This is a genomic window from Erwinia sp. PsM31 (assembly GCF_030433775.1).
In the GTDB taxonomy this organism is placed as follows: Bacteria; Pseudomonadota; Gammaproteobacteria; order Enterobacterales; family Enterobacteriaceae; genus Erwinia; species Erwinia aeris.
This window is the reverse complement of record NZ_JARUWZ010000008.1, coordinates 23,500-45,670: the sequence shown is the minus strand read 5'-3', so window position 1 is coordinate 45,670 and position 22,171 is coordinate 23,500. Positions and strand designations below refer to the sequence as shown.

Here is a 22,171-nt window from a genome sequence, read left to right as displayed (position 1 = left end):
AAAATCACGCACGCTTGCCTGATTCCTCCTGCTTATTTTTCCCCTTCACGCCGTTTATCAGAAAAATCACGGATTGTACGCCGTAGTTGTAAAGATAATAATTATCATTAAGATTGTCATACTCTTTACACTTTTGCTGCCAGCCGTTAACAAGTCCGGCAGCGCTTTCTGTTTGAACTCTGAAAGGGAAGAAGCATGGTTTTCGCTCAAAAACGCCTGCTGTTCTGTACTACGCTGTTTGTCTCGCCCGTTGCCCTTTGCGCCGCCGATACGCTGGTCGTTACCGCCGCTCCTGCCGAAACGGCCACTACGCCGACCTCCGGCTATAACGCCACCACCAGCCAGGGCGCAATGAAAACCGACCGGCCGCTGGCGCTTACCGCGCAGGCCGTTTCCGTTGTCACCCGACAGCAGATGGAGGATCAGGGCGCAACCGACGTCAACCAGGCGCTGAGCTATACCGCCGGTGCTTTTACGAATTTTGCCGGCGCAGCCAGCCGCTACGATACCGTTTCGCTGCGCGGCTTCCACGGCGGCGACGTGGATAATATCTTCCTGGACGGCTTGCGGCTGATGAGCGATCCCGGCAGCTACAATATACTGCAGGTCGATCCCTGGTTTCTGGAACGTATCGACGTAATTAAAGGCCCCTCATCGGCGCTTTACGGTCAAACGGTGCCCGGCGGGCTGGTGATGGAAAGTTCGAAGCGTCCGCAGTTCAGCCAGCAGGGCCATTTCCGCGCCTCGGCGGGCAACCATAACAGCACCAGCACCGCCTTTGATTATACCGACGCCATTAACGAACAGTGGGCATTCCGGCTGACCGGCCTTAGCCGCCACAGCGATACGCAATACGATCATACGCGCGAAGAGAAATACGCCCTTTCCCCTTCCCTGCTCTGGCAGCCGGATGAAGATACCTCTCTGCTGCTGCGCGCTTATCTACAGAAGGATCCTTCCGGTGGCTATCACGGCGCGGTGCCCGGCGACGGCAGTATTACTGAACATAACGGACGCAAGCTGAGTACCGGCTTTTACGATGGCGACAGTTCTCTGGATCAATTTAAACGGCGCGAGCAGATTTACAGCTATGAATTTGCCCATCGCTTTAACGATACCTGGGCTTTCCGCTCCAACGCCAGCTACGCCCATTCCAATGTCGATCTCGATCAGGTTTACCAAATTGGCTGGGATACGGCTGACGCGGATCGGCTGAACCGCTATTACTCCGGCTCCCGCTCGTCACTCGATGCCTTTGCGCTGGATAATCAGCTGGAGGCGGATTTCGCCACGGGCGAGCTGGCACACAAAGTCGTGCTGGGCGCGGAGTACCATCAGTATAAAAACGATCTTTACGAAGCCAGCGGCAACGCCAGCCAGCTGAACGCGCGCACGGGTGAAGCGCTGGGGCCGCAGCCGGATTACGATTTTTCCCGCTCGCAGCGCCGCTACTATCAGACCGGCGTTTATTTGCAGGACGAGATGAGCTGGCAGCAGTGGCATCTGGATCTGTCCGGGCGCTATGACCGTATCGTATCGCAAACGGAGAACGATGCGACGGCAGACAAGCATCGCCGCCAGGACGATCATCTCAGCGGGCGCGCCGCGCTGCTTTACGCCTTTGCCAACGGCGTTTCGCCTTACGTCAGCTACAGCCAGGCGATTACGCCGCAGTCCCTTTCCGACATTAACGGCAATCTGCTGCAGCCGACGACCTCGGAGCAGTATGAAACCGGCGTGAAATATCAGCCGCCGGGCACCTCGGATCTCTATAGCGCGGCAGTGTACGATTTAACGCAGAAAGATGTGGGCAACCGCGTGGTTAAGGAATCCTATTACGACCCGGCAGGCAAAGTGCATTCGCAGGGGCTGGAGCTGGAAGCCCATCACCAGTGGACGCCGCGCCTGAGCACGCTGGCCAGCTACACGCTTAATCACGTCCGTTATAAGGATGCCGTGGACGGCAACGACGGCCACACGCCTTATGTGACGCCAAATTCGATGGCTTCTTTCTGGGGTAAATATCAGTTTGCGTGGGGCGTCAGCGCGGGCGCGGGCGTACGCTATATCGGCAAGCAGTGGGCAGACAATGAAAACACCACGCGCCTGCCCTCCGTCACGCTGTTTGACGCTTCGGTACGGGCCGATCTTGGCGTCTGGAACCCCAGCCTGAAAGGCGCGTTTGTGCAGCTTAACGCGACTAACCTCACCGACCGTCACTACGTCGCGGCCTGCTACGGCACGGGCTACTGCTACTGGGGAGCGGAACGTTCGGTGATGGCCACCGTCGGCTACGATTTCTGAGGCAGATAAGAAAAACCCCACGCCGGAGCGTGGGGTTTCTCAGTAAGCTTTACCGCTGCGCGATTAGCTTCTGACTTTACGGTAGATCCACAGCACAACGATGGCGCCAATGACCGCCACGATAAAGCTGCCGAAGTTGAAGCCGTCTACCTTGCCGAAACCGAACAGCGTACTGATCCAGCCGCCGACCACGGCGCCGACTACGCCCAGGATCACGGTGATAATAATACCGCCACCATCTTTACCCGGCATAACCCACTTAGCGATGATACCGGCAATCAGACCGAAAATGATCCATGACAAAATTCCCATTTACTGCTCCTTTGCTTGTACTGATTAGACGGCATAAGTATAGGCAAGATTTCTAACTCTGTGATTTAAAGCCAAACTTTTTGCAATTTTTTTTTCGGACCGGCTAAAGCGTCACGCGCCGATGCCGATAATTTGACGTAACACCGCCAGGTGCGGGTTTGCTGACACCCAATCGGAGTAGGACGTGAAAGAAGAAGAAAAAGAACAATATCTCAAGCGTGGCCCGCTCGCCGTGCTTGCCGTATTAAAAAATCTGCTGAAAAATCAGACGCCTGTTCTGGTTTCCCATGCAAGGGGCCAGTTTATTACGCGGCTGCTGTATGCGGATAAAGAGCGTCTGATCGTCGACTACGGCAGCAATGAGTATGAAAACCAGCTGGCGCTGGAAATGAATGAACTGCATCTGGCCGCAGAAACCTACGGCGCAAAAGTCGAGTTTACGCTTAACGCCCTTGAAAACGACAGTCATGAAGGCCTGCCTGCCTTTGGCGCCGGGCTGCCCGACGAACTGTTGATGATCCAACGACGTGAGTTCTTTCGCGTGGCCGTCCCGCTTGACCCCATTTTTTACTGCTATGTCAAATGGCCGGACGGCAGCGGCCAGGGCCGGATGCGAGTCCAGGATCTCTCGCTGGGCGGTATCGGCGTGTTAAGCGATTCTCCCATTCCGGAAAGCCTGGAGGGTGGCGAAATCTTTAAGAAAGTGTGTGTTGAACTGGGCGAATATGGTCGCCTTGAGGCGGACGCTACGCTGATTAACGTCGGCGAGCGCAGCGTGGTAGGCAATAAAAATGAAACCGTGGTCACGCCGCGCCTGAGCTTTCGCTTCGCCTCGCTGGATTTCAGCCAGGAGCGCCTGTTACAGAACGTGATTTTCTCGCTGGAACGTCTGGCGCGCGAAAAAGCCACCCGCTTTCAGTAGCCGTAAGCCATCCCGCTGACTCAGCAAGCTTTATCAGGTCGCGCGTCCGCTAAATTGTCCGGTAGGCCGTGGTCACTTTCCACAAATAGCGCGGCGCCTGCGCTGCCGGATGCTTGTTCTGTACATGCTGATAAAACTCTTCCGGCGTCATGGCATTGATCATGGCAATAGCCCGATCCCTGTCGCGTGAGAACGTTCTCAGCAGCGCGCCTGCGCCATTGGCGTAGGAAACAATAGTGGCGTAGCGCAGCGTTTTCGGATCGCGGATCCCCGACAGCGAACTATCCTGCAAAATTTTCAGATAAGCCGTACCAATATCGATATTTTTCACCGGATCGCGCAGTTCCGAGGTGCTTGGCTGCCCGCGACGGCCCTGTACCCGATAGACTTCCCGGCCCGCCGTAGAGGCTTTTATCTGCATCAATCCAATGGCATTCGACTTGCTGACTACCGTTGGATTGCCGCCCGATTCCACGGAAATGATCGCCTCAACCAGCTTCTGATCGACGCCGTAGTTATGCGCGGCGTTTTCCGTAAACAGCGACCAGGCCTGAGCAACCTTCCCCGGCGGCGCCTTGGTGAGCGGGGTTTGCCGCTGATGTTCATTCGGTTTATGCGGCTGGCTGGCGCACCCTGCCAGCAGGAGCATACTCACGATCGCCACTGTTTTTATGCTCTTCACGCTATTTTATTCCTCTCAGCTTTAGCTTCGCGTTTTATCATAGCGGCGATTTGCCGGGATAATATTACCGAAACTCTTAATTTAGCGCAGCGGTGGATGACTTCAGCTGCGCTTTTCGTCATTATCAGCCGTATTGGACCCTGGATTGCGTAAAATGATTCATTAACCCTGCGCAGAAAACAGATGTCCCGCCTGAAAGTACAAGGCTAACAGCTTTACCGCGACGAAAAACCGTTGAATAAGGGCCAAAATTTAGCCAATTAAGGATAAAAGTGAAGATTATGTCCGTTACTCCACGCACTTTTCATTTGATCGCGCCTTCCGGCTATTGCCAGAATCAGGCGGCCGCGCAGCTCGCCGTGCGGCGTTTGCAGGAGCAGGGTCATCAGGTGACTAACCTGCAAACGATCGCCCGTCGCAGCCAACGTTTTGCCGGTAGCGACGAGCAGCGGCTACAGGATTTGGATTTACGACAGGTCGAAGCGGATATTGTGCTGACGGTTCGCGGCGGCTACGGCGCCACCAGGCTGCTTCCCGGTTTCGATGCCGCCGCGCTGGCGGCGCGTCTGCGCGAGCGCCCGCTGGCAATTTGCGGCCACAGCGACTTTACCGTGATCCAGATGGCGCTGCTGAAGGCGGGCGGACAAACCTTCAGCGGCCCGATGCTGGCAGGCAATTTTGGCGCGGAGGTCGTTTCTGATTTCACCCTCGATCATTTCTGGCGGGCGCTGACCTCGCCCGAATTCACGCTGGAATGGCCCACCGCGCCGCAGGATGTAGACGTTTCGGGCACGGTTTGGGGCGGAAATCTGGCGATGCTGACTTCGCTGATCGGTACGCCCTGGCTGCCGGAGATCGACGGCGGCATCCTGGTGATTGAGGATATTAACGAGCACCCTTTCCGCGTGGAGAGAATGCTGCTGCAGCTGGCGCAGCACGGCGTGCTGGCACGGCAGAAAGCCATTGTCACCGGCAGTTTTACCGGCGTAAAACTCAGCGAGTACGACAACGGCTATGACTTTGACAGCGTGTGGACGCTAATACGCGAGCTGACCGGCCTGCCGGTGGTGACCGGGCTGGAATTTGGCCATCACTGGAACACCGTCACGCTGCCGCTTGGCGCGCATGGCCAGCTGCGGGTCGCAGGCGATGTCGGCAGGCTGACTCTGTCAGGGCATGCGGTACTGCGGGAGCATTCATGAAGCAGCTGTATGAAGATCTGTGGATCTCAACGCCGGAGTTTCCGCCGGGCGAACGCGATCCGGAAGTGATGATGCACGGTTTTCTGCTGAAGCTTTCACGCGGCAACGTGCTGATTTCACGCGTTGAGGATCATGAAGACCATAATATTATCAGCGATCTCGGCGGGATTTTTCGCCACTATCTGACCCACTGGCACGAGGCTGGCCCGGGCGCGCGACTGCTGCAGCAGCGCTTTAATTCGGCGCTCTATTGCCACAACCGCGCGCTTGGCCCCGTCAGCTCGTTCGCCGAAGCGGACGACACCTTTAATCAGGCGGAAGTGCACTGCGGCAGCCTGCACGTGGTGCCCACGCCGGGCCATACGCCGGGCAGCACCACCTACCTTTATGCTTCGCCCTATGGCAAAACCTATCTGTTTGTCGGCGATACTATCAGCCTCAGCCACCAGCGCTGGGTAACCGTGCTGGTGCCGGAAAGCAACGAGGCCGATCTAAAAAAAACGCTGGAGTTTTATCGGGCGCTGCGCCCGGACGTGGTGCTGATGGGAACCACAAAAGGCCATCTGTCCTGGCAGGAAGTGACGATGCGGGAGTGGCTGGCGCTGCTGGACGAGGCGGAGAACTCGCCGCTGGATCTGCGTCAGCGGCCAGGAGAATAATCGTCGTCTTCCTGCTACAGCGTTTTCGTCAGGTAAAACCGCTGGTGCACGCGCGGATAGTTATCCAGCACCAGCCGGACGACGTAGCCCTGTTTTTCATAGAAGGGCCGGGCCTGGAAGCTGGCGGTATCGACCTGAGCGTAGAGGCAGCCGCGTCGACGGGCCTCTTCTTCCACCGCCTGCATCAGCGCCGTGCCTGTACCCTGCCCACGCAATGCTTCGCTTACCCAAAGCATATTAATGCGCAACCAGTTGCCCACCGTTGAACCCGTCAGGCCGGCAAGTTTTTTGCCGCTGGCGTCTTCAATAAATGCCCCGATACTTTTTAACTCGCCGATAGCCATAAACTGCGAGTTATAAGCCAGCAGGCCGGCTTCAATTTCCGCCAGTTCGTCCGCGCCAGGCTGGTGCGTTATTCTGATAGTCATAGACTCCTCTTTTATACGTAAAAGTTTGCGGCCCGCTCCGGCCTCCCGGCAAGATTGCCCGACTGACTACTCAGGATTCGACCTTTCCCGACGCATCGGTTCGTTGCAATGTTACCGTGCTGTTTTCGCGTTCGCCGGTGCGGCTACAGGAAACCAGGTTTTTCTTACCGTCATACGAGAAAAAGGTCTCATTGGTGCTTTTGTTCATCACCATCTGGTCGCCGTTGCGAAACAGCACGATAGCCACTTTATCGCCGTTATCGGTACGGGACTGCTGGCTGCCGGACGCAATCTGGAAGTTATCGCCCGCCCACAATACCGTGGTCAGGCCATACTGTGCGTTGGTCACTGTCATGGTTGGCCTGCCCGGACAGGTAATCTGATACTCGCTGTTTTGTAACGGCGCAGTGCCTTCAGAGGATTGAGCAAAAAAAGAAGAGGCGCAAAGGCCACCGAGGGCAAGTAAACGAAGCATGAGCATTCTCCGGGCAAGTGTCTGACAGGTCTGGCACAGTATCCTGCCCGCGTCGTGGTTGGGCCGCAATCGGAAGTGGCCTGGTCTGCGTTACAGGCTGCTCATCTCTTTAATATCCGCCTGGTTTACCGCCTGCTGCCTGCCGGATTCATCGGTGTAGATAACCATACCGGTCGCCTTATCAATTTCCGGCTTCCCTTCAACCACCTTTGTGCTGCCGTCGCGCATATGAATGATATGGTCATTTGCGCAGCCGCTCAGCAAAGTGGCCACGGCAATCAGTGGAAAAAGTAACAATTTTTTCATCTTTTCTCTCCTTAAGTTAACCGAGGAAAGTGTAGTCTATGTGCACAGCAATTTTTGATGATTGCTGCGCAGCGGGAGGGGCCGCAAGTGTCGACCAGATAAGGAAAGTTATCGCCGCCACCAACAAATTTCAGTTGAAGCCAGGCAGATTTAACTGTATTTTTATCCAGCATTGATAACCAGGATCCCTCTCATGTTTGTTGAACTGATTTACGATAAGCGCAACGTTGCGGGCTTACCAAACGCGCAGCAGCTGATTTTAGATGAACTGGAAAAGCGCATTAAGCGAGTTTTCCCCGATGCCGACGTCAAAGTAAAACCTATGCAGGCAAACGGCGTGAAAACGGACGCCAGCAAAAGCGACAAATCGGTAATGTTGAGAATTATTGAAGAAATGTTCGATGAAGCGGACCAGTGGCTGATTGCAGAAGAATTTTGATAACCCTCGCACTTCAGGCGTTATTATAACGATTTTTGCCCGTGGACGGTTGCGTTTTACCGTCTTCATGCCACTATTCTTCTATCAAGTTTCCCTGGTGTTGGCCCGTGATTATCCTCTTTGCGGGCATTTTTTTATCTGAAAACTGAAACCGCACTGATACATCCCCCTCTTTATTACTTTAATGAGTTGTTAAAATTTATTTAAATAAATTTAAATTTCGTAACAACCTAAAGTTTTCTCCGGACGAGCCGACGATCTGAGCAGGCAATTAATTGAGACGCAACTATGGCGGTTATATCTGTTCCTGCGCTGGGAGGGCTACTGGCGAAGGCTGAATGGCGTAAAGGCTCGCCGTTAACGAAGGAAGAAGTGGAAAAGATTCGGGATATCACCACGCAGGTTTTAGTACCGGATAATATAGCCCGCACGCTGGATCCTTTTTGCGGATACGCTAATGTCGATCCGCAAAAATGCTGGGAAACCTGGCAACGCTATCGGGCCGACGCGCTGGCCCGAAGGTAATCAGCGGTTTTCCTGCGCTTTTTGATGCTCAGCGATTTCGGCGTAAAGCAGATCGTACACCTGTGCAGCGTAGGCCGAGCTGTCTCGCAACATTTGAATAGCATCCTCAAGCGTTTGCGGCTCCATCTGGCCTACAATTCGCCACCCCAAAGCGATGTTCTTCGCTTCTTCCAGTCGTTCCGGATGATAGACATACGCAGCTTCTGACACGAAATTCTCCTGATTTGAGTTTTGGCCCTATTTTACTGAGCAATGGCTGAGCATCTCAACCCTTGATTTAAACAGATTTAACTTTTTTGCCATTTTTACCCATCTTTTACCGGAAAATGTTTCTTTATCCGGCAAATCTACAGGGGATTAAAGAGAAAAACAGACTAATCCTGGCAGAAGAAAGTTGTAAACCCAATGAAGATTAACTACCGCTGGTAAATAATGTAAGGAAATCGTTCGTTTTACCATTATTAATGAAACTTTCCCGTAACAGAACATTTCTGGCGGATTTGGCTTTATTCGCATCGTGAAAGAAAGCGATTTATTAATAGCGGGAGCGGGGATTGACTGCCTTTTAATACAGCAGGTTATGTCTGAAAAGAACGCGCAACAGATTGATGGATAAGCGGCAGAGTGAACATGTATTTATTACGCTAATTTAGCTTAGGTAAGAATAATATATTAATACGGCGTATGACCTTAACAGTACCGTTCAAAAAAAGAACTCCTGCCAGTGAGACAAGCCGACCGGCAGGCGAAAATTTCATCTACCGGGGCGCAGCACGGCAAGGATCTCCGCTACGTTGCCTTTTGAGCGAAATACCGCCGCGCAGAACACCAGATTGATGAGGATAGAAGCCCAGCTGCTATGACTGTAATCATCAAAGAAATAACGAAACGGAACCGAACCATAGGCCAGCACCAGCAGATAGGCCAGCCATGATGCCCACCATTGATGGTGCGCGCCGGGCTTACGGAAAAACATCAGCCGCAGGGCAATTGCCGAGCAGGTGATCACATTGGTAATCACCATAGGATCATTTGTGACCATGAAAGCCTCCTTTGATGCGGGCCAGCCAGGCGGCCGGATCCTGCTGATTAAAGAATGTTAAGGTTTTAATGGCCAGCGCCGAGAGCAGTACCGCTCCAAGCCCATCCAGCGGCCTGTCGCTATATCCCAACAGGCCAGCCAGTTTGGCGCCTACAACATCGGCGCCGAACACGCCCACGATCCATGAGACAACAAAATAAGCAGCCCGCACGCGCAAAGCGATGTCAGCTGCGCCGGCAACATAAAACACCGCTCCGGCAAAAGAGCCAAACAACACGCTGTAGTTCATGCCACCTAACTGACTCGCCACACTCGCTCCGGCTGAAGATACAACACCAATCCTCACTACCATTTCATGAATGAACATAGAGCCCCCTTTCTGCTTCAGCGTCTTCTCAAATGGACGAGAAAAAAATCCCGGCCTGCGCCAGGAATAAGAAAATTCGATTTAGCACAGCTGGAGTAGTTGATATTTTTACATTAGTGCGGGAAATGCGTACGCGTGAGGGCGCTGTAAATTTATTTGGTGCTGATTCTGAAAAGCCACGCAGCTAACCAGACGAGCTGTCAGTCCTGATAAGGGAACCGTGCGGTTCGACGCTATGACGCTGCCTGAAGGGTCATGAGGTCGTAAAGGAAAGGTAGACGGCGCGGCATTTATTCGGCGAAAGGCGTCGCTTCTGCTGTGACCAGCAGTTTATCAAGTTTTTTTCGCTTTCAGTCTCAGAAATGACGCCACAGGGTGCGTTAACCTGTTTTATGTGTTCAGGATCCCGCGATAAAGACAAGAAATGATGGTAGACAAAGTTTCCGGTAAGCAGGATTGCTACCCTACCGGCCCGTAACCGCCTGCCTGCCGGGCGCAACCGTTGAGATTATCGGAAACTTTAATGGAAACAGTGTTAAACAAAACGTTGAAAGAAAGGGTTTTTCACTCAATACTTTTTGAGGTGGTGGCTAATGTCCTGATTGCGCTCATGCTGGCGGCGATATTAGCCGTGCCCGTAACGCAATCTGCCGTGCTGGCAGCGCTGTCCGCCGTCACGGCGATGCTGTGGAATGTTATTTTTAATCGCCTGTTTGATGCTGTTCAGATAAGAATGGGTTTCAGGCGGAGCCTGCCTGTCAGGATCCTCCACGCCGTCCTTTTTGAAGCCGGACTGCTTGCCGTCCTGATCCCGGTAACCGCCTGGTGGTTTACCGTCTCATTGTTGAAAGCCTTTATGTTGCAAATTGCGCTGGTCGCCTTTTTTCTGCCTTATACCGTTGTGTTTAACTATGTTTACGACTTTTTCCGGTTTCATTGGGTTTGCCGCTCCAGGGGCGCAGAGAGGTGATAATGCCGCGTATTATAACAAGCTGCCTGATTTTACTGGTTTTAGCCGTGCTGATTATCAATTATTCGGTGCCCATCAGGTTCGCTGTAGAGGATGTGCTTTACCATCTGGCGCTGTTTCTAATGCGCCTTCGCTCGCCCTGAACGGTTTGCTGTAAAAAGGGTATTGTCGTTAACGAGGAATGTTATGGTCGATTCTGCTGCTTCTCCACCCTTGCTGCATCTGCTGTGCGGTAAAATTGCTTCCGGTAAATCCACCCTGGCGCAGCAGCTTGCCAGTGCTCCCCGCACGCTTATCCTGTCTGAAGACAGCTGGCTGTTCGGGCTTTATGGCCCGGAAATGAAAAACGTCATGGATTACGTCAAATACGCTGCAAGGCTGCGCGATACGCTGACGCCTCATCTTGTTGCCCTCTTGACAACGGGCACTTCCGTAGTGCTTGATTTTCCGGCAAATACGCTTGCGCAACGCCAGTGGATGAAACAAATTGTGGACCAGGCCCGCTGTATGCACATCCTGCATTTCCTGGATGAGCCAGACAGTTTGTGTAAAACCCGGCTGGCGTTAAGAAACCAGGCCAAAAACCATGATTTTGCTGCTACAGAGGCCGAATATGAGCTTATCAGCCGCTATTTTGTTGCGCCGGTAAAAGAAGAAGGTTTTAACATCAAACGTTATTCCAGCCACGCTGGCTAAGGTCAAGCCGATGATCAGACGGGCACGCCCGGAAGAAGCGCGGGCGCTATGGCAACTACGCAATCTGGCTATCCGCGCCGGTTGTAGAGCGTCCTACGGTGAAGAGAAGGTCATGGCCTGGACGCCGGACAAAATGCCTGGTGGCTATCTTCAGGCCATTGTTCAGCACCCTTTTTTTGTGGCAGACGCGCCGGGTTTTCCCGTAGCGACAGGCTTTCTTGACAGCGAAAAGCACAGCGTGGAGGCCATTTTTACCCTGCCGGACCATATGGGCAAAGGGTACGCCACGCAAATTTTGACGGCCATAAAAAATGAGGCCCTCTCCAGGGGCATCACCACGCTCACCCTTTCCTCCACGCCGGACGCCATGACATTTTACCAGCGTCACGGCTTTACGCTGCTCAGAGAATCGGTTTACCACTCTGCGCTGGCGGGCGATCTGCTCTGCATGGAGATGCAGGCCGGGCTGTTACATTCAGAAAAAGTTACATTCTGAAACCCCTGAAAAACCAGCTAAATAACAATAAGTTAATTGTCTCCCCTTTTTGCAGGGCTTGCGATCCGTCACAGGCCTGCCAGGGTTAACGGAGCGTTTTAACAAGAGATTTATTCCAACAGGAGGTTAATATGGCCCGTTTTCAGCAAAAAGTCGTGGTGGTAACCGGTGCAGGTTCCGGTATTGGTCAGGCTGCGGCAGAACGCTTCGCCAGCGAAGGCGCTTCCGTGGTGCTGGTAGGCCGCACGAAAGAAAAGCTGGATAAGACGCTGGCGAAACTGGCTCAGGGTGAGCATCTGGTTGCAACTTGCGACGTGGGCGAGGCGGAACAGGTAGAACGGCTTGCCAAAAACGTACTGGATAAATATGGTCGGGTGGACGTGCTGGTAAATAATGCCGGCCAGATCGTGCAGGGCCGCATTCATGAGATCGCGCTGGACGACTGGAAACAGCTGATGAAGGTTGACCTGGACGGCGTGTTCTACTGCGTGCACTACTTTATGCCCGCGCTGCTGAAAAGCAAAGGCAACGTGGTTAACGTTTCTTCCGTTTCCGGGCTGGGTGGCGACTGGGGAATGAGCGTTTACAACGCCGCCAAGGGCGCGGTCACCAATTTTACCCGCTCGCTGGCGCTGGATTATGGCGAAGACGGCGTACGCGTAAACGCCATCTGTCCCGGCTTTACCTTTACCGATCTGACGGAAGAGATGAAAGATAACCAGCAGCTGCTGAATAAGTTCTATGAGCGTATTCCGCTGGCGCGTGCAGGTGAACCGGAAGATATCGCCAGCGCGATTGCCTTTATTGCCAGCGATGACGCCCGCTATATCACCGGCGTTAATCTGCCGGTCGATGGCGGTATCATGGCATCCAACGGTCAGCCTAAACAGGCCTGATGTTTCCGGCGGCACGGCGTGCCGCCTAATCCTCGTTACTGGCCGCTCGCCATTGATTAATCATTTCCGCCGTCACTTCTTTTACATAGCAAATCGGCGCTTCACCGCCCTGCCTGCTCCATGCGCTTCGTCCACCGCAGCGGCTGCCGTTTCTGGCTGAATTAAACGGGCAGGCGCAGCTACCCGAATAGTCTGCGATGGACTCGGCTACAATCCGCTGCTGCACTTCCTCGTCCGACAACCGGGCAGCCAGCGCCGGGTCTGCATAAAAAAATATTATCGCCAGGCTTAATACCCATTTTAATCTCATAGCGCCTGTCCTTACGATCTTCTTGCTGTTTGCAGCGGAAAGGGATGTTTTTATGTGCGACCTCAGGCCGTTTCAACCTCATCAATCAGCTCGGGACGCTGATTTTTGACATTGCCCACGGCCTTACTAACCGGATGCCAGGCAAATTCATCAATCGGGACGGCCCCCTCTTTTACTATTTCGCTCGCCTGCTCCGGGGTGGTTTTTTCACTTATCCAGGCAAGCACGGCCTCGGGCGTCAGCACCAGCGGCCGACGATCGTGAATATCCAGGAGTCCTTTATCGCTGGCGGCCGTTACGATCAAGAAGCCCTCATGGTCGTCCTCTTTGTTAAAAGGCGCTTTACCGATGGCCGCAAAAAAAAGCGGCCCGCCGCTCTGATGATAAATAAAGTAAGGCTGCTTGTTACTGCCGTCGCGTTTCCATTCGTACCAGCCGTCGGCCATGACTATCGCCCGCCCGCTGCGCCAGAGCGGCTTAAACATTTTGCCCGTCGCCGCCGTTTCCGATTTAGCGTTAATCAGCGGCTGCTTGTGCCACCATTCCGGGCTGTATCCCCAATGGACAGGATCGAGATGAAGCGTCGCGTCACGTTCATTGAGCAACAGTACGCGCGTACCTGGCGCCACGTTATAGCGGCCAAGCGGCTCTGGATCGTAAGCGATATCCCGCTCGATACTGTTGCTCAAGGCTTCCAGATAAGCCTCACGGGATCGGTATTGAGTAAAACGTCCGCACATAATCTCCTCCTTTTCGATAAGCGTAGCAGCGAAAAACGGCAGGCCGCCCATGCCGTTCCCTTTTTTTCACGTGCTCGTAGCAGGCATAACTCGCCCTTTTGTAACGAAAGTTTATTAGTTACTGTCGCTTACCTTACCGCCGCAGGCTGAGCTGGACAGCCTGGCGGAAACAGCGTGATAGTACTGTTTTTTTATCAGGATCCTTATTGGGATTTATAAGCGTATATTATCTTTGCTTCGTCACTTAAAGAGAACAGAGATGAAAAAAACGACCTTGCTTTTGCTGGCGTCCCTGATGGCTGTGCTGTCTGCTTCAGCATTCGCCTGTCCTAAGGGACAACATCCCCATGGCGGTACCGGTTCCCATCATAAAGGCGGCTATTGCTCTTACTGAGTCTTATTTTCAGAGCACCGCCCCCGAGTGATTTTTTATCAAGGCGCAAGCATTTATCAGCATGGCAAAGACCTGACACAGCAACATTGCGCCTTTTATAACGGCTTTAGATGAACAGGTTCAGCGCTCATCATCGCCGACCGCAAACAGCACTCCCCCCACCACAGATCGCCAGGCTCCCCCTGTCAGCAGTAAACTTAAAAAAGAACAGCATGCTGGCCGTCAGAAATCAGAGGGCAATGAACGGATAGCGCGCTAAAAACCTGTAACGGCGCTGAATAAAGTGTTTATCAGCCTCCGACAAGAAGGTTTCTTTACGCCTTTGAGCAGGTATGGCATCACCTTATTTTTTAAAAAAGGATAGCGATGGCATCAGGAAGATATCAGGTATACAGGCTGCCGCCCGACACGGACGGCAGGTGCTGGCCGTCAGGCATGCGCTTCGCGGTCCGCCAACAGCTGGTCGACAAACGCGACGATTTCCGGCTTATCCCGCTCTATTTGCGCTATTTTTTCGGCAAATTTCGGCAGATACGCCTTATGGGCATACAGTAGCGCATCCAGCACTTTGATGGCCGTATCGCCAGCCGGGATCAGCGGATTGATGGTAAACGCATGCAGCGCCGCGCCATAATCGCCGGTCACGGCCGCTTCGATAGTGGTTTCCTCCATCGCCTTCATCAGCTGGATCATGCCTCGCGCCGCAGGCGGCAGCGCTCCCCAACGCAGCGGCTCCGGGCCATGCGCGGTAATAGCTGCCGTCACTTCCACAATACAGTCGAAAGGCAGATCGGCAATGGCGCCGTTATTGCGCGTTGACACCACCATCTGTTTACCGGTGTTGTTCTGGATAGCGGCGATCAGATCGCAGGCCGCATCGCTGTAGTGTGCGCCGCCGCGCTGGCTCAGCTCTTCCGGTTTGTAGTTAAGGTTGACGTCCTTGTAGAGTTCAAACAGCCGCTTTTCGGTTTTTTTCACCACCTCGGCGCGCGTTTCATACTGCCTGAATTCTTCAACAGCGTGCGCCAGCATCGGCTCCTGTAAATAGTAATAGCGATGATAGCCGCACGGCAGGATGCCAAGGTGTTTGACCTGCTCATAGTGGAAAGGGATCTGGTGAATATTTTTCAGGCCTTCATCAGAGCGATCGCGCTGTTCCGGCGCATAGATTTTATCGATCAGTTCGGCGGTGCGTTCATTTCCTTTGTTGTCCCAGACGCGGTGCCAGTGAAAATGGTTAAGCCCGGCGAACTTGAAGTTTAGTTCGGCCTCGGGGGTCTCCAGCAGCTCACAGGCCTGGGTGATATGGCTGAAAGGCACGTTGCACAGCCCCACCGTTTTTTCCCATTGACCATATTTTATCGCGGCTTCCGTCACCATCCCGGCCGGATTGGTAAAGTCGACCAGCCACGCGTTGGGACAAAGCACGCGCATATCGTCAATAATTTCCAGAATAACGGGAATGGTGCGGAACGCTTTAAACAGCCCGCCCGCACCGTTGGTTTCCTGCCCCAACAGGCCGTTGGCCAGCGGGATAACCTCATCTTTCAGGCGAGCATCCAGCAGCCCTACGCGAAACTGCGTGGTCACGTAGTCGGCATCTTTCAGCGCCGCTTTACGATCGAGCGTCAGATGAACCTGCCAGTCCAGTCCGGCCGCCGCAATCATACGCTTCGCCATATTGCCGACGATTTCCATTTTTTCGGCGCCGTCCGCAATATCCACCAGCCAGAGTTCCGCAATAGGTAACCGATCCTTGCGCAGGATCAGCCCTTCGATCAGTTCCGGGGTATAGCTGGATCCGCCGCCGATGGTGACAATCTTTATTTTGTTTTGCATACAAAAAGCTCCTTGAATGAGCGGACAGACAGAGAGTGGGCTGAAAGCAGGTAGCCCTGCCCCTCACCGCATGGATGATGAATGACTGAATAAAACCCGCTGGGCTTTATTTATGCCGGCTGTTCAGGTAGTGATACACCGCGCCCGTCAGCCCCGCGCTGTTGCCATGGCTGGCTCTGGCGACAGACACCGTCAGGCCATACCAGGCCAGATGCGCTTTGATCTCGTCGATAAAGCCTGGCCGTTCGGTTATGCCTCCCCCCAGGAAGACACATTCCGGATCGAACAGATGCGCCAGGTTATAAATGCCCGAGCAAAGATCCTGATAAAATTGCGTAACCAGCCGGACGCAAATTTTATTTCCCTGGTCATAGCCGGCGAATATCTCTTCGCCCGTGACCGTTTCCAGCGGCCTGTCGCTTATCAGCGAATAGCGCCTGCGCAGGACCGCCAGCGTGCAGTTTTCATTCATGGTGTAGCTGTTCAGCCGTCCCGCGCCCGGCCGTTCGCTGAGCAGGTAGCCGAATTCGCCCGCCCTGAAACGATGCCCGCGCACCAGCTCGCCGTTGCAAAAGAGCGCGCCGCCAATGCCCGTGCCGATAGTCATCATCAGAAAATCCCGCATCGTCTGCGCGTTGCCCAGCCAGCGTTCGGCCAGCAACGCGCAGTTGGCGTCGTTTTCTACGCTAACGGGCAGGCCAGTTTTATTTTGTAGCCACGCCTGTAAAGCAAAGCCGTCAAAATCGCGCAGAGAGCCGCCCATCGTAATAAAGCCCGTCCAGGGATCGACGTAGCCGGGAACGCTCAGGGCTATTCCTTCACATTCGGAATGGCTCGCCAGCCATGCCTGAATCGACGCCAGTATGTGCTCGCCGGAAAAATTCGGGACCGCCGTTTTTTCCTGCGCCAGGATCTCGCCCTTCTCGTTCAGCACGCCCATTTTTAAGGCGGTTCCGCCAATATCGTAAGCTGCAATTCTCATCATTCACTCCGGCTTGTTGGCGGGCGGCATGGCACCGCCCGTCAGGCCTTTCCGGTCAGCCGGATTTAAAGGGATGCACCGTCAGAGGCGATAACCTCTTTATACCAGTCGAAGCTTTTCTTTTTGGCGCGTGAGAAATCGCCGCTGCCGTCATCGCTGCGGTTAACGTAAATAAAACCGTAGCGCTTATCGTACTGTCCCGTGCCGAAAGAGACGCAGTCCAGGCAGCCCCAGGGCGTAAAGCCCATCAGATCGACACCATCCTCCAGCACGGCTTTTTTCATCTGCACAATATGCTCGCGCAGGTAGCTGATACGGTAGTCGTCGTTGATCTCGCCGTTCTCCTCAACCTTATCGAACGCGCCGAAGCCGTTTTCCACGATAAACAGCGGTTTCTGGTAGCGTTCATAGAGCACGTTAAGCGTGTAGCGCAGGCCGACCGGATCGATCTGCCAGCCCCAGTCGGAAGCTTTTACGTGCGGATTTTTGCGGCTGCCGGGGAACGCCTCCAGCGGCGTATCGTCAGTTTGCCGGGCGGTCGCGTACTCTACGGCGTTGCTCATGTAGTAGCTGAAGCCAAGGTAGTCGGTGCAGCCTTCGCGCAGCGTCTGCTCGTCTTCCGGCGCCATATTGATAGTAAATCCGCGCTGCGCCCACTCTTTGCGAACCCAGGCAGGGTAAGCTCCGCGCATATGCACATCGCCAAACAGATAGCGCTGCTGCATCGCTTTGTGCGCGTACATTACGTCGTCCGGATGACAGGACCACGGATAGAGCGGCACCATCGCCAGCATGCAGCCAATTTTAAAATCCGGATTGATGGCGTGGCCCAGCTTCACCACTCTGGCGCTGGCAACAAACTGGTGATGCAGCACCTGGTACATCACTTCTTCAGGGTTTTCGTGATCGGTAAAAATGACGCCGGAGTTGCTGTAGCCATACAGCGGCTTGCGCCAGTTGCGCTGATTGTTGATCTCGTTAAAGGTCATCCAGTATTTCACTTTGTGCTTATAGCGCTTTAGCACCACTTCGCTGTAGCGCACAAAGAGGTCAATCAGCTCCCGGTTAAGCCAGCCGCCATACTGTTTAACCAGATGCAGCGGCATTTCAAAGTGCGACAGCGTGATCACTGGCTCAATGCCGTGCTTTAACAGCTCGTCAAAAACGTCATCATAAAACTTCAGGCCCGCCTCGTTAGGCTCGACCTCGTCACCCTGCGGAAAAATACGCGTCCAGGCGACAGAGGTACGGAAACACTTAAAGCCCATTTCCGCAAACAGCGCGATATCTTCCTTGTAACGATGATAAAAATCCGTGGCGAGGTGATTAGGATAATTTTTACCGGCAATCACGCCGTCGGTGATTTCTCTGTCCACACCGTGCGAACCGCCCGTCAGCACGTCGACAATGCTCGGGCCTTTGCCGCCCTCCTGCCAGCCGCCCTCAACCTGATGAGCAGCGACGGCGCCGCCCCATAAAAAATCAGCGGGTAATTTGTCAGACATAAATGGTTCCTTTTTAAAAACTACTGCGTACGGGTTTTGGTCAGCTCCTGCACTTCACGATGCAGGTAGATAATCTCTTCCACCAGCTCACGGCACAGCATGGCGTTCATCAGGTGATCCTGTGCATGCACCAGGATCAGGTTGACCGGGATTTTGCCGCAGCCTTCGTCCGCGCCGATCAGCTCAGTCTGGATCCTGTGTGCTTCACGCACGGCTTTTGTCGCCTCCAGCAGCGAGGCGTCTGCCTCTTCCCAGCTATGCTTTCGCGCCGCCTGGAGCGCCTGCATGGCAGCAGAGCGCGCTTCACCGGCATGGATAATCAGCTCCATCACCGTCGTTTCCATATCCTGTGGTGCATCCATTATTTGGTCTCCTCAGCCAGAACCATGCCGTCAGCCATTTCCGCTTCCTGTTGCAGCAGCTGGCGTTCATACATTTTGAAGAACGGGTAATAAATTAACGCCGACAGGCCAATCAGAAACGCGACCAGCACCACCGCGCGCCAGTCCCACCCCGTAGACCAGGCAGCGCCAATCGGGCCGGGCGTAGTCCACGGCGCCAGGGAAATGGCATGGTTAATCAGGTTGGTGCGCGTCGCTGTCCAGGCGATAACCGCGTTGATCAGCGGCGTGGTCACAAAGGGAATAAACAGCAGCGGATTCATTACTACCGGCGAACCGAAAATGATGGGCTCGTTGATATTGAACATGCCGGGAACCAGGCCCAGACGACCGATCGAGCGCAGATGGGCAGACTTGCTGCGCAGATAAAGGATCACCAGACCCATAGTCGCGCCGGAGCCACCCACCGTAATAAAGAACTGCCAGAACGGCTCAACAAAGACTTTGGTGACCTCCTGCCCCGCGTTAAGCGCTTCCTGGTTAATACCCAGGTTAGCCAGCCAGAACGCCTGAAGCAGGCCGCCGACGATTGCCGCGCCGTGGATGCCGGCAAACCAGAGCAGATGGCACAGCAGCACGGCTATCAGCACGGCGGGCAATGAGTCCGCAGCGGACAGGATTGGCGCAAACAGAGACATAATTGCCTGCGGCAGGATCAGCCCGAAATGGCTCTCCATAAGCAGATTCAGCGGATAAAGCGTGAGGAAAATAACCAGAATCGGGATCAGCAGATCGAAAGACTGGCGGATTTTGGGCGGCACCTGTTCGGGAAGCTTAAAGCCGATATTGTATTTCGTCAGCAGATGCATGATTTCGGTACAGTACAGGCTGATAAGAATGGCGGTGAAGATGCCCTCACCGCCCAGAGAGGCAACCGACAGCGCACCATCTTTTTGCGGCGCGGCGACCACCAGAAAGGTCATCAGCGAGAGCAGCGCGGCCATCAGGCCGTTGAGCTTATAGCTCTGCGCCAGGTTATAGGCGATAGCGCTGGTGATGAAGACGGCCATAATCCCCATCGTCATATTGTAAGGCATCATCAGCTGGTCGTTATATTGCCTGACGATGCCCAGCCACCATTTTGCAAAAGCCCACTGGCTGTTTTCACTGAACGGCGGATGAGAAAACAACAGCATAAAGGAACCTACAATTAAAAACGGCATGGAAGCAATAAAGCCATCTTTAATAGCGACAACATGTCTTTGTGAAGATAAGCGCGCGGCTACCGGACTGATACGATTTTCAATCACCCCAAACAGCGAATCGGCCAGTGTGCTCATTATGCCCCCTGATGAGATTCAATAAGCGACAGGGCGGATTGCAGAATTTTTTCGCCGTTAAGCATCCCATAATCCATGGTGTTAATAACGGCAACCGGTTTATGGTATTCGGCCGCGCATTTCTGAAAATCATTGAGCTTGTATTTGATTTGCGGGCCCAGCAGGCAGCAGTCAAAATCAGCGATCTTTTCGCTGAACTCTTCCATGCCAACTGCCTGAATTTTCGTATCAATCCCGAGCTTTACGGCGGCCTTTTCCATCCGCTGCACCACCATGCTTGTGGACATGCCTGCAGAGCAACATAATAATATCTTGATCATAACATCCCCCTTTGTTTCCTGAATTTTTACGCGCCATTCGATCAGCCTGCAACCGGTTACAGATCCTCTTTTTGCTTTTTGTGATCCATCACCCACTCATTCAGTAATTTATTTATCGCTAAACATAAAATAATGTGAGACCGGTTACAGATTATTTATTTATGACGCATCTGAATATATTTACCGTGCATCATTTAATCTTTTCTGGCGTGGCGAGAAAAAATGCGGGTTTTAACCGCTGCGTTTTTGGTTACAATAAGCGGCCGATACAGAAAGGAAACTCTCCATGATTACGATGCTGGATGTGGCCAGGCGTGCTGGCGTCTCAAAAGCGACCGTTTCTCGCGTGCTGGCCGGGCATGGCTACGTGTCGAAAACGGTGCGGGACAAGGTCATGAGCGCCGTGGAGGAGATGGGCTACCGGCCTAACTTACTGGCGCGTAATCTGGCGACCAACCGCAGCCAGAGCATTGGCCTGATGGTGCCCAATACCCTTTATAACGGCCCCTTTTTTAGCGAGCTGCTCTATCAGGTAGCGACGCTGACCGAACAGCTGGGGTCGCAGCTGGTGCTGGCCGACGGCAAACACACGGCGGACCAGGAGCGGCAGGCCATCAATTTTTTGATCGACAGCCGCTGCGATGCCCTGATCATTTATCCAAGATCGTTGAGCGTGGAAGAGATCGACGCGCTGATCCCGACGATCAGTAAGCCAATGCTGATCCTGAACCGCAGTTTAAAAACGTTCCCACACTATGCCGTCTGCGCCGATCATGAAAACGATACGTTCCAGGCGGTAGATTATCTGATTGGCCAGGGACATCGGGAAATCGCGTTTATCAAAGGCATGGCGGGATCCCACACCGGTCTCAGTCGACTGAACGGCTATTTATCCGCGCTAAAACGGCATGAGATTACGCCACATCCGGCGCTGATGCTGGAAGGCGGCTGGACTAACGAGAGCGGCAGGCTGGCGGCCTGCGAGCTGCTGCGGCGCAACGTCAGGTTTTCCGCTATTGTCGCCAGTAATGACGATATGGCGATCGGCGCCGCCTGCGCGCTGAGCGCCGTGGGGCTGAAAGTGCCGGACGATGTCTCCCTGCTCAGCTTTGATGATATCCCCGTCGCCGCCTATGTGACGCCAGCGCTGACTACCGTACGCGTGCCGGTTGCAAAGATGGTGTCCAGCGCGATGATGCAGCTGGCGAAAATGCTGGATGGCGGGCAGGTCGAGCCGCTGGCGCTGATGCCGGGCGAACTGATCCGCCGACAGTCGGTGGGGATCGGGCCTTATGGTAAGGCACAGGAGAGATGAAGCCTGCCAGGGATCGGCAAGCCGTTATCTTACTTTTCCCGTTACAAACCCGGCGATCTCACGGTTTCCTGAGGTATAGCCTGGGGATTCTCTCTCCCGTCAGATGTGCTGTTATAACTCTGTAGCGATCACACCACTTTTGCATGAAACAGTAGAATTATTTATATTATCTGCAAATTTTTCAAAGGCGATGGCATTGCCACGCTTAGAGCAATCACTAGGCACGTCATGTAGCCCAGGATATTGTGTGGTGAAGAGATCTGGACATCTTAATAATCAGGTGTGGAAACGGTTCAGGGATGCCCCTTTTAAGAGTGGGTTATAACCTGTTTCCATTGCGAGACGGGGCGTTAGCACTATTTAA

27 protein-coding genes are annotated in these 22,171 nt (G+C 53.8%); 11 read left to right on the top strand and 16 right to left on the bottom strand.

Going from position 1 to position 22,171, the window contains the following annotated elements; all coding sequences use genetic code 11:
* Positions 1-195 precede the first annotated feature (195 nt).
* Positions 196-2,304 (top strand): TonB-dependent siderophore receptor, encoded by a 2,109-nt coding sequence (locus tag QCD69_RS08820; protein WP_253454526.1) that lies wholly within the window; start codon positions 196-198, stop codon positions 2,302-2,304.
* Between the two features lie 63 nt (positions 2,305-2,367).
* Here QCD69_RS08820 and QCD69_RS08815 read toward each other — a convergent pair whose 3' ends face one another.
* A complete protein-coding gene (locus QCD69_RS08815; RefSeq protein WP_253454527.1) occupies positions 2,368-2,616 on the bottom strand; it encodes a GlsB/YeaQ/YmgE family stress response membrane protein in 249 nt (82 codons plus the stop codon).
* A 184-nt stretch (positions 2,617-2,800) separates the two neighbouring features.
* Here QCD69_RS08815 and QCD69_RS08810 point away from each other — a divergent pair, with 184 nt between their 5' ends.
* Complete coding sequence (locus QCD69_RS08810; RefSeq protein WP_253454528.1) at positions 2,801-3,538, top strand: flagellar brake protein; 738 nt, start codon at positions 2,801-2,803, stop codon at positions 3,536-3,538.
* A gap of 49 nt (positions 3,539-3,587) precedes the next feature.
* Here QCD69_RS08810 and emtA read toward each other — a convergent pair whose 3' ends face one another.
* Entirely contained in the window at positions 3,588-4,187 is a 600-nt protein-coding gene (gene emtA, locus QCD69_RS08805) for a membrane-bound lytic murein transglycosylase EmtA (protein WP_125289821.1), read from the bottom strand.
* 314 nt (positions 4,188-4,501) lie between these two features.
* Between emtA and ldcA the strand changes: the two genes are divergently transcribed.
* Together ldcA and QCD69_RS08795 are read left to right on the top strand one after the other, a co-directional pair.
* Positions 4,502-5,422, top strand: a complete 921-nt coding sequence (gene ldcA, locus QCD69_RS08800; RefSeq protein WP_301251746.1) for a muramoyltetrapeptide carboxypeptidase — start codon at positions 4,502-4,504, stop codon at positions 5,420-5,422.
* Positions 5,419-6,081, top strand: coding sequence for an MBL fold metallo-hydrolase (locus QCD69_RS08795; RefSeq protein WP_253454530.1), 663 nt, complete (start codon positions 5,419-5,421; stop codon positions 6,079-6,081). Before ldcA ends, QCD69_RS08795 begins: the two co-directional genes overlap by 4 nt.
* Positions 6,082-6,095: 14 nt before the next feature.
* On the opposite strand, the gene QCD69_RS08790 is transcribed toward QCD69_RS08795, so the two are convergent.
* From QCD69_RS08790 to QCD69_RS08780, 3 genes are all read right to left on the bottom strand, one after another.
* Positions 6,096-6,509 carry a GNAT family N-acetyltransferase gene (locus QCD69_RS08790; RefSeq protein WP_253454531.1) on the bottom strand — a complete coding sequence of 138 codons (414 nt, stop codon included), beginning with the start codon at positions 6,507-6,509 and terminating at the stop codon, positions 6,096-6,098.
* Positions 6,510-6,579: 70 nt separating this feature from the next.
* Positions 6,580-6,984 (bottom strand): hypothetical protein, encoded by a 405-nt coding sequence (locus QCD69_RS08785; protein ID WP_301251744.1) that lies wholly within the window; start codon positions 6,982-6,984, stop codon positions 6,580-6,582.
* A 90-nt stretch (positions 6,985-7,074) separates the two neighbouring features.
* On the bottom strand, positions 7,075-7,290 hold the full coding sequence (locus QCD69_RS08780; protein WP_253454533.1) for a YgdI/YgdR family lipoprotein: 216 nt from the start codon (positions 7,288-7,290) through the stop codon (positions 7,075-7,077).
* A gap of 193 nt (positions 7,291-7,483) precedes the next feature.
* On the opposite strand from QCD69_RS08780, the gene QCD69_RS08775 reads away from it, so the two are divergent.
* A complete protein-coding gene (locus QCD69_RS08775; protein ID WP_125289676.1) occupies positions 7,484-7,729 on the top strand; it encodes a DinI-like family protein in 246 nt (81 codons plus the stop codon).
* Between the two features lie 288 nt (positions 7,730-8,017).
* On the top strand, positions 8,018-8,254 hold the full coding sequence (locus QCD69_RS08770) for a hypothetical protein (protein ID WP_253454535.1): 237 nt from the start codon (positions 8,018-8,020) through the stop codon (positions 8,252-8,254).
* Here the strand turns inward: QCD69_RS08770 and QCD69_RS08765 are convergent, their stop codons facing one another.
* The 3 genes from QCD69_RS08765 to QCD69_RS08755 all read right to left on the bottom strand — a co-directional run bounded on the left by QCD69_RS08765 (position 8,255) and on the right by QCD69_RS08755 (position 9,663).
* Positions 8,255-8,464, bottom strand: a complete 210-nt coding sequence (locus QCD69_RS08765; protein ID WP_125289674.1) for a hypothetical protein — start codon at positions 8,462-8,464, stop codon at positions 8,255-8,257. It lies immediately after the preceding gene.
* Positions 8,465-9,008: 544 nt separating this feature from the next.
* Positions 9,009-9,296 carry a phage holin family protein gene (locus QCD69_RS08760; protein WP_253454536.1) on the bottom strand — a complete coding sequence of 96 codons (288 nt, stop codon included), beginning with the start codon at positions 9,294-9,296 and terminating at the stop codon, positions 9,009-9,011.
* A complete protein-coding gene (locus QCD69_RS08755; protein WP_125289672.1) occupies positions 9,283-9,663 on the bottom strand; it encodes a putative holin in 381 nt (126 codons plus the stop codon). The genes QCD69_RS08760 and QCD69_RS08755 overlap by 14 nt, the downstream gene beginning before the upstream one ends.
* Before the next feature lie 523 nt (positions 9,664-10,186).
* On the opposite strand from QCD69_RS08755, the gene QCD69_RS08750 reads away from it, so the two are divergent.
* From QCD69_RS08750 to QCD69_RS08735, 4 genes are all read left to right on the top strand, one after another.
* Positions 10,187-10,633, top strand: a complete 447-nt coding sequence (locus QCD69_RS08750) for a PACE efflux transporter (protein ID WP_253454537.1) — start codon at positions 10,187-10,189, stop codon at positions 10,631-10,633.
* A 186-nt stretch (positions 10,634-10,819) separates the two neighbouring features.
* Positions 10,820-11,329, top strand: coding sequence for an AAA family ATPase (locus QCD69_RS08745; protein ID WP_301251741.1), 510 nt, complete (start codon positions 10,820-10,822; stop codon positions 11,327-11,329).
* 10 nt (positions 11,330-11,339) lie between these two features.
* Positions 11,340-11,825, top strand: a complete 486-nt coding sequence (locus QCD69_RS08740) for a GNAT family N-acetyltransferase (protein WP_301251739.1) — start codon at positions 11,340-11,342, stop codon at positions 11,823-11,825.
* Positions 11,826-11,956: 131 nt separating this feature from the next.
* A complete protein-coding gene (locus QCD69_RS08735) occupies positions 11,957-12,721 on the top strand; it encodes an SDR family NAD(P)-dependent oxidoreductase (protein ID WP_253454540.1) in 765 nt (254 codons plus the stop codon).
* A 25-nt stretch (positions 12,722-12,746) separates the two neighbouring features.
* Here QCD69_RS08735 and QCD69_RS08730 read toward each other — a convergent pair whose 3' ends face one another.
* The 8 genes from QCD69_RS08730 to QCD69_RS08695 all read right to left on the bottom strand — a co-directional run bounded on the left by QCD69_RS08730 (position 12,747) and on the right by QCD69_RS08695 (position 20,492).
* Positions 12,747-13,031 (bottom strand): hypothetical protein, encoded by a 285-nt coding sequence (locus QCD69_RS08730; protein WP_301251738.1) that lies wholly within the window; start codon positions 13,029-13,031, stop codon positions 12,747-12,749.
* A 62-nt stretch (positions 13,032-13,093) separates the two neighbouring features.
* Positions 13,094-13,771, bottom strand: coding sequence for an SOS response-associated peptidase family protein (locus tag QCD69_RS08725; RefSeq protein ID WP_301251737.1), 678 nt, complete (start codon positions 13,769-13,771; stop codon positions 13,094-13,096).
* A gap of 823 nt (positions 13,772-14,594) precedes the next feature.
* Complete coding sequence (locus QCD69_RS08720; RefSeq protein ID WP_253454543.1) at positions 14,595-16,004, bottom strand: 6-phospho-beta-glucosidase; 1,410 nt, start codon at positions 16,002-16,004, stop codon at positions 14,595-14,597.
* A 106-nt stretch (positions 16,005-16,110) separates the two neighbouring features.
* Positions 16,111-16,986, bottom strand: coding sequence for an ROK family protein (locus QCD69_RS08715; RefSeq protein WP_301251808.1), 876 nt, complete (start codon positions 16,984-16,986; stop codon positions 16,111-16,113).
* Positions 16,987-17,051: 65 nt separating this feature from the next.
* The gene (locus tag QCD69_RS08710) at positions 17,052-18,491 is read right to left on the bottom strand and encodes a 6-phospho-beta-glucosidase (protein WP_301251736.1); all 1,440 of its coding nucleotides are present in this window, start codon (positions 18,489-18,491) and stop codon (positions 17,052-17,054) included.
* A 20-nt stretch (positions 18,492-18,511) separates the two neighbouring features.
* Complete coding sequence (locus tag QCD69_RS08705; RefSeq protein ID WP_253454545.1) at positions 18,512-18,853, bottom strand: PTS lactose/cellobiose transporter subunit IIA; 342 nt, start codon at positions 18,851-18,853, stop codon at positions 18,512-18,514.
* The gene (locus QCD69_RS08700; protein WP_253454546.1) at positions 18,853-20,172 is read right to left on the bottom strand and encodes a PTS sugar transporter subunit IIC; all 1,320 of its coding nucleotides are present in this window, start codon (positions 20,170-20,172) and stop codon (positions 18,853-18,855) included. The genes QCD69_RS08705 and QCD69_RS08700 overlap by 1 nt, the downstream gene beginning before the upstream one ends.
* The gene (locus tag QCD69_RS08695) at positions 20,172-20,492 is read right to left on the bottom strand and encodes a PTS sugar transporter subunit IIB (RefSeq protein WP_253454547.1); all 321 of its coding nucleotides are present in this window, start codon (positions 20,490-20,492) and stop codon (positions 20,172-20,174) included. The genes QCD69_RS08700 and QCD69_RS08695 overlap by 1 nt, the downstream gene beginning before the upstream one ends.
* Before the next feature lie 286 nt (positions 20,493-20,778).
* On the opposite strand from QCD69_RS08695, the gene QCD69_RS08690 reads away from it, so the two are divergent.
* Complete coding sequence (locus QCD69_RS08690; protein ID WP_253454548.1) at positions 20,779-21,807, top strand: LacI family DNA-binding transcriptional regulator; 1,029 nt, start codon at positions 20,779-20,781, stop codon at positions 21,805-21,807.
* Positions 21,808-22,171: the final 364 nt, after the last annotated feature.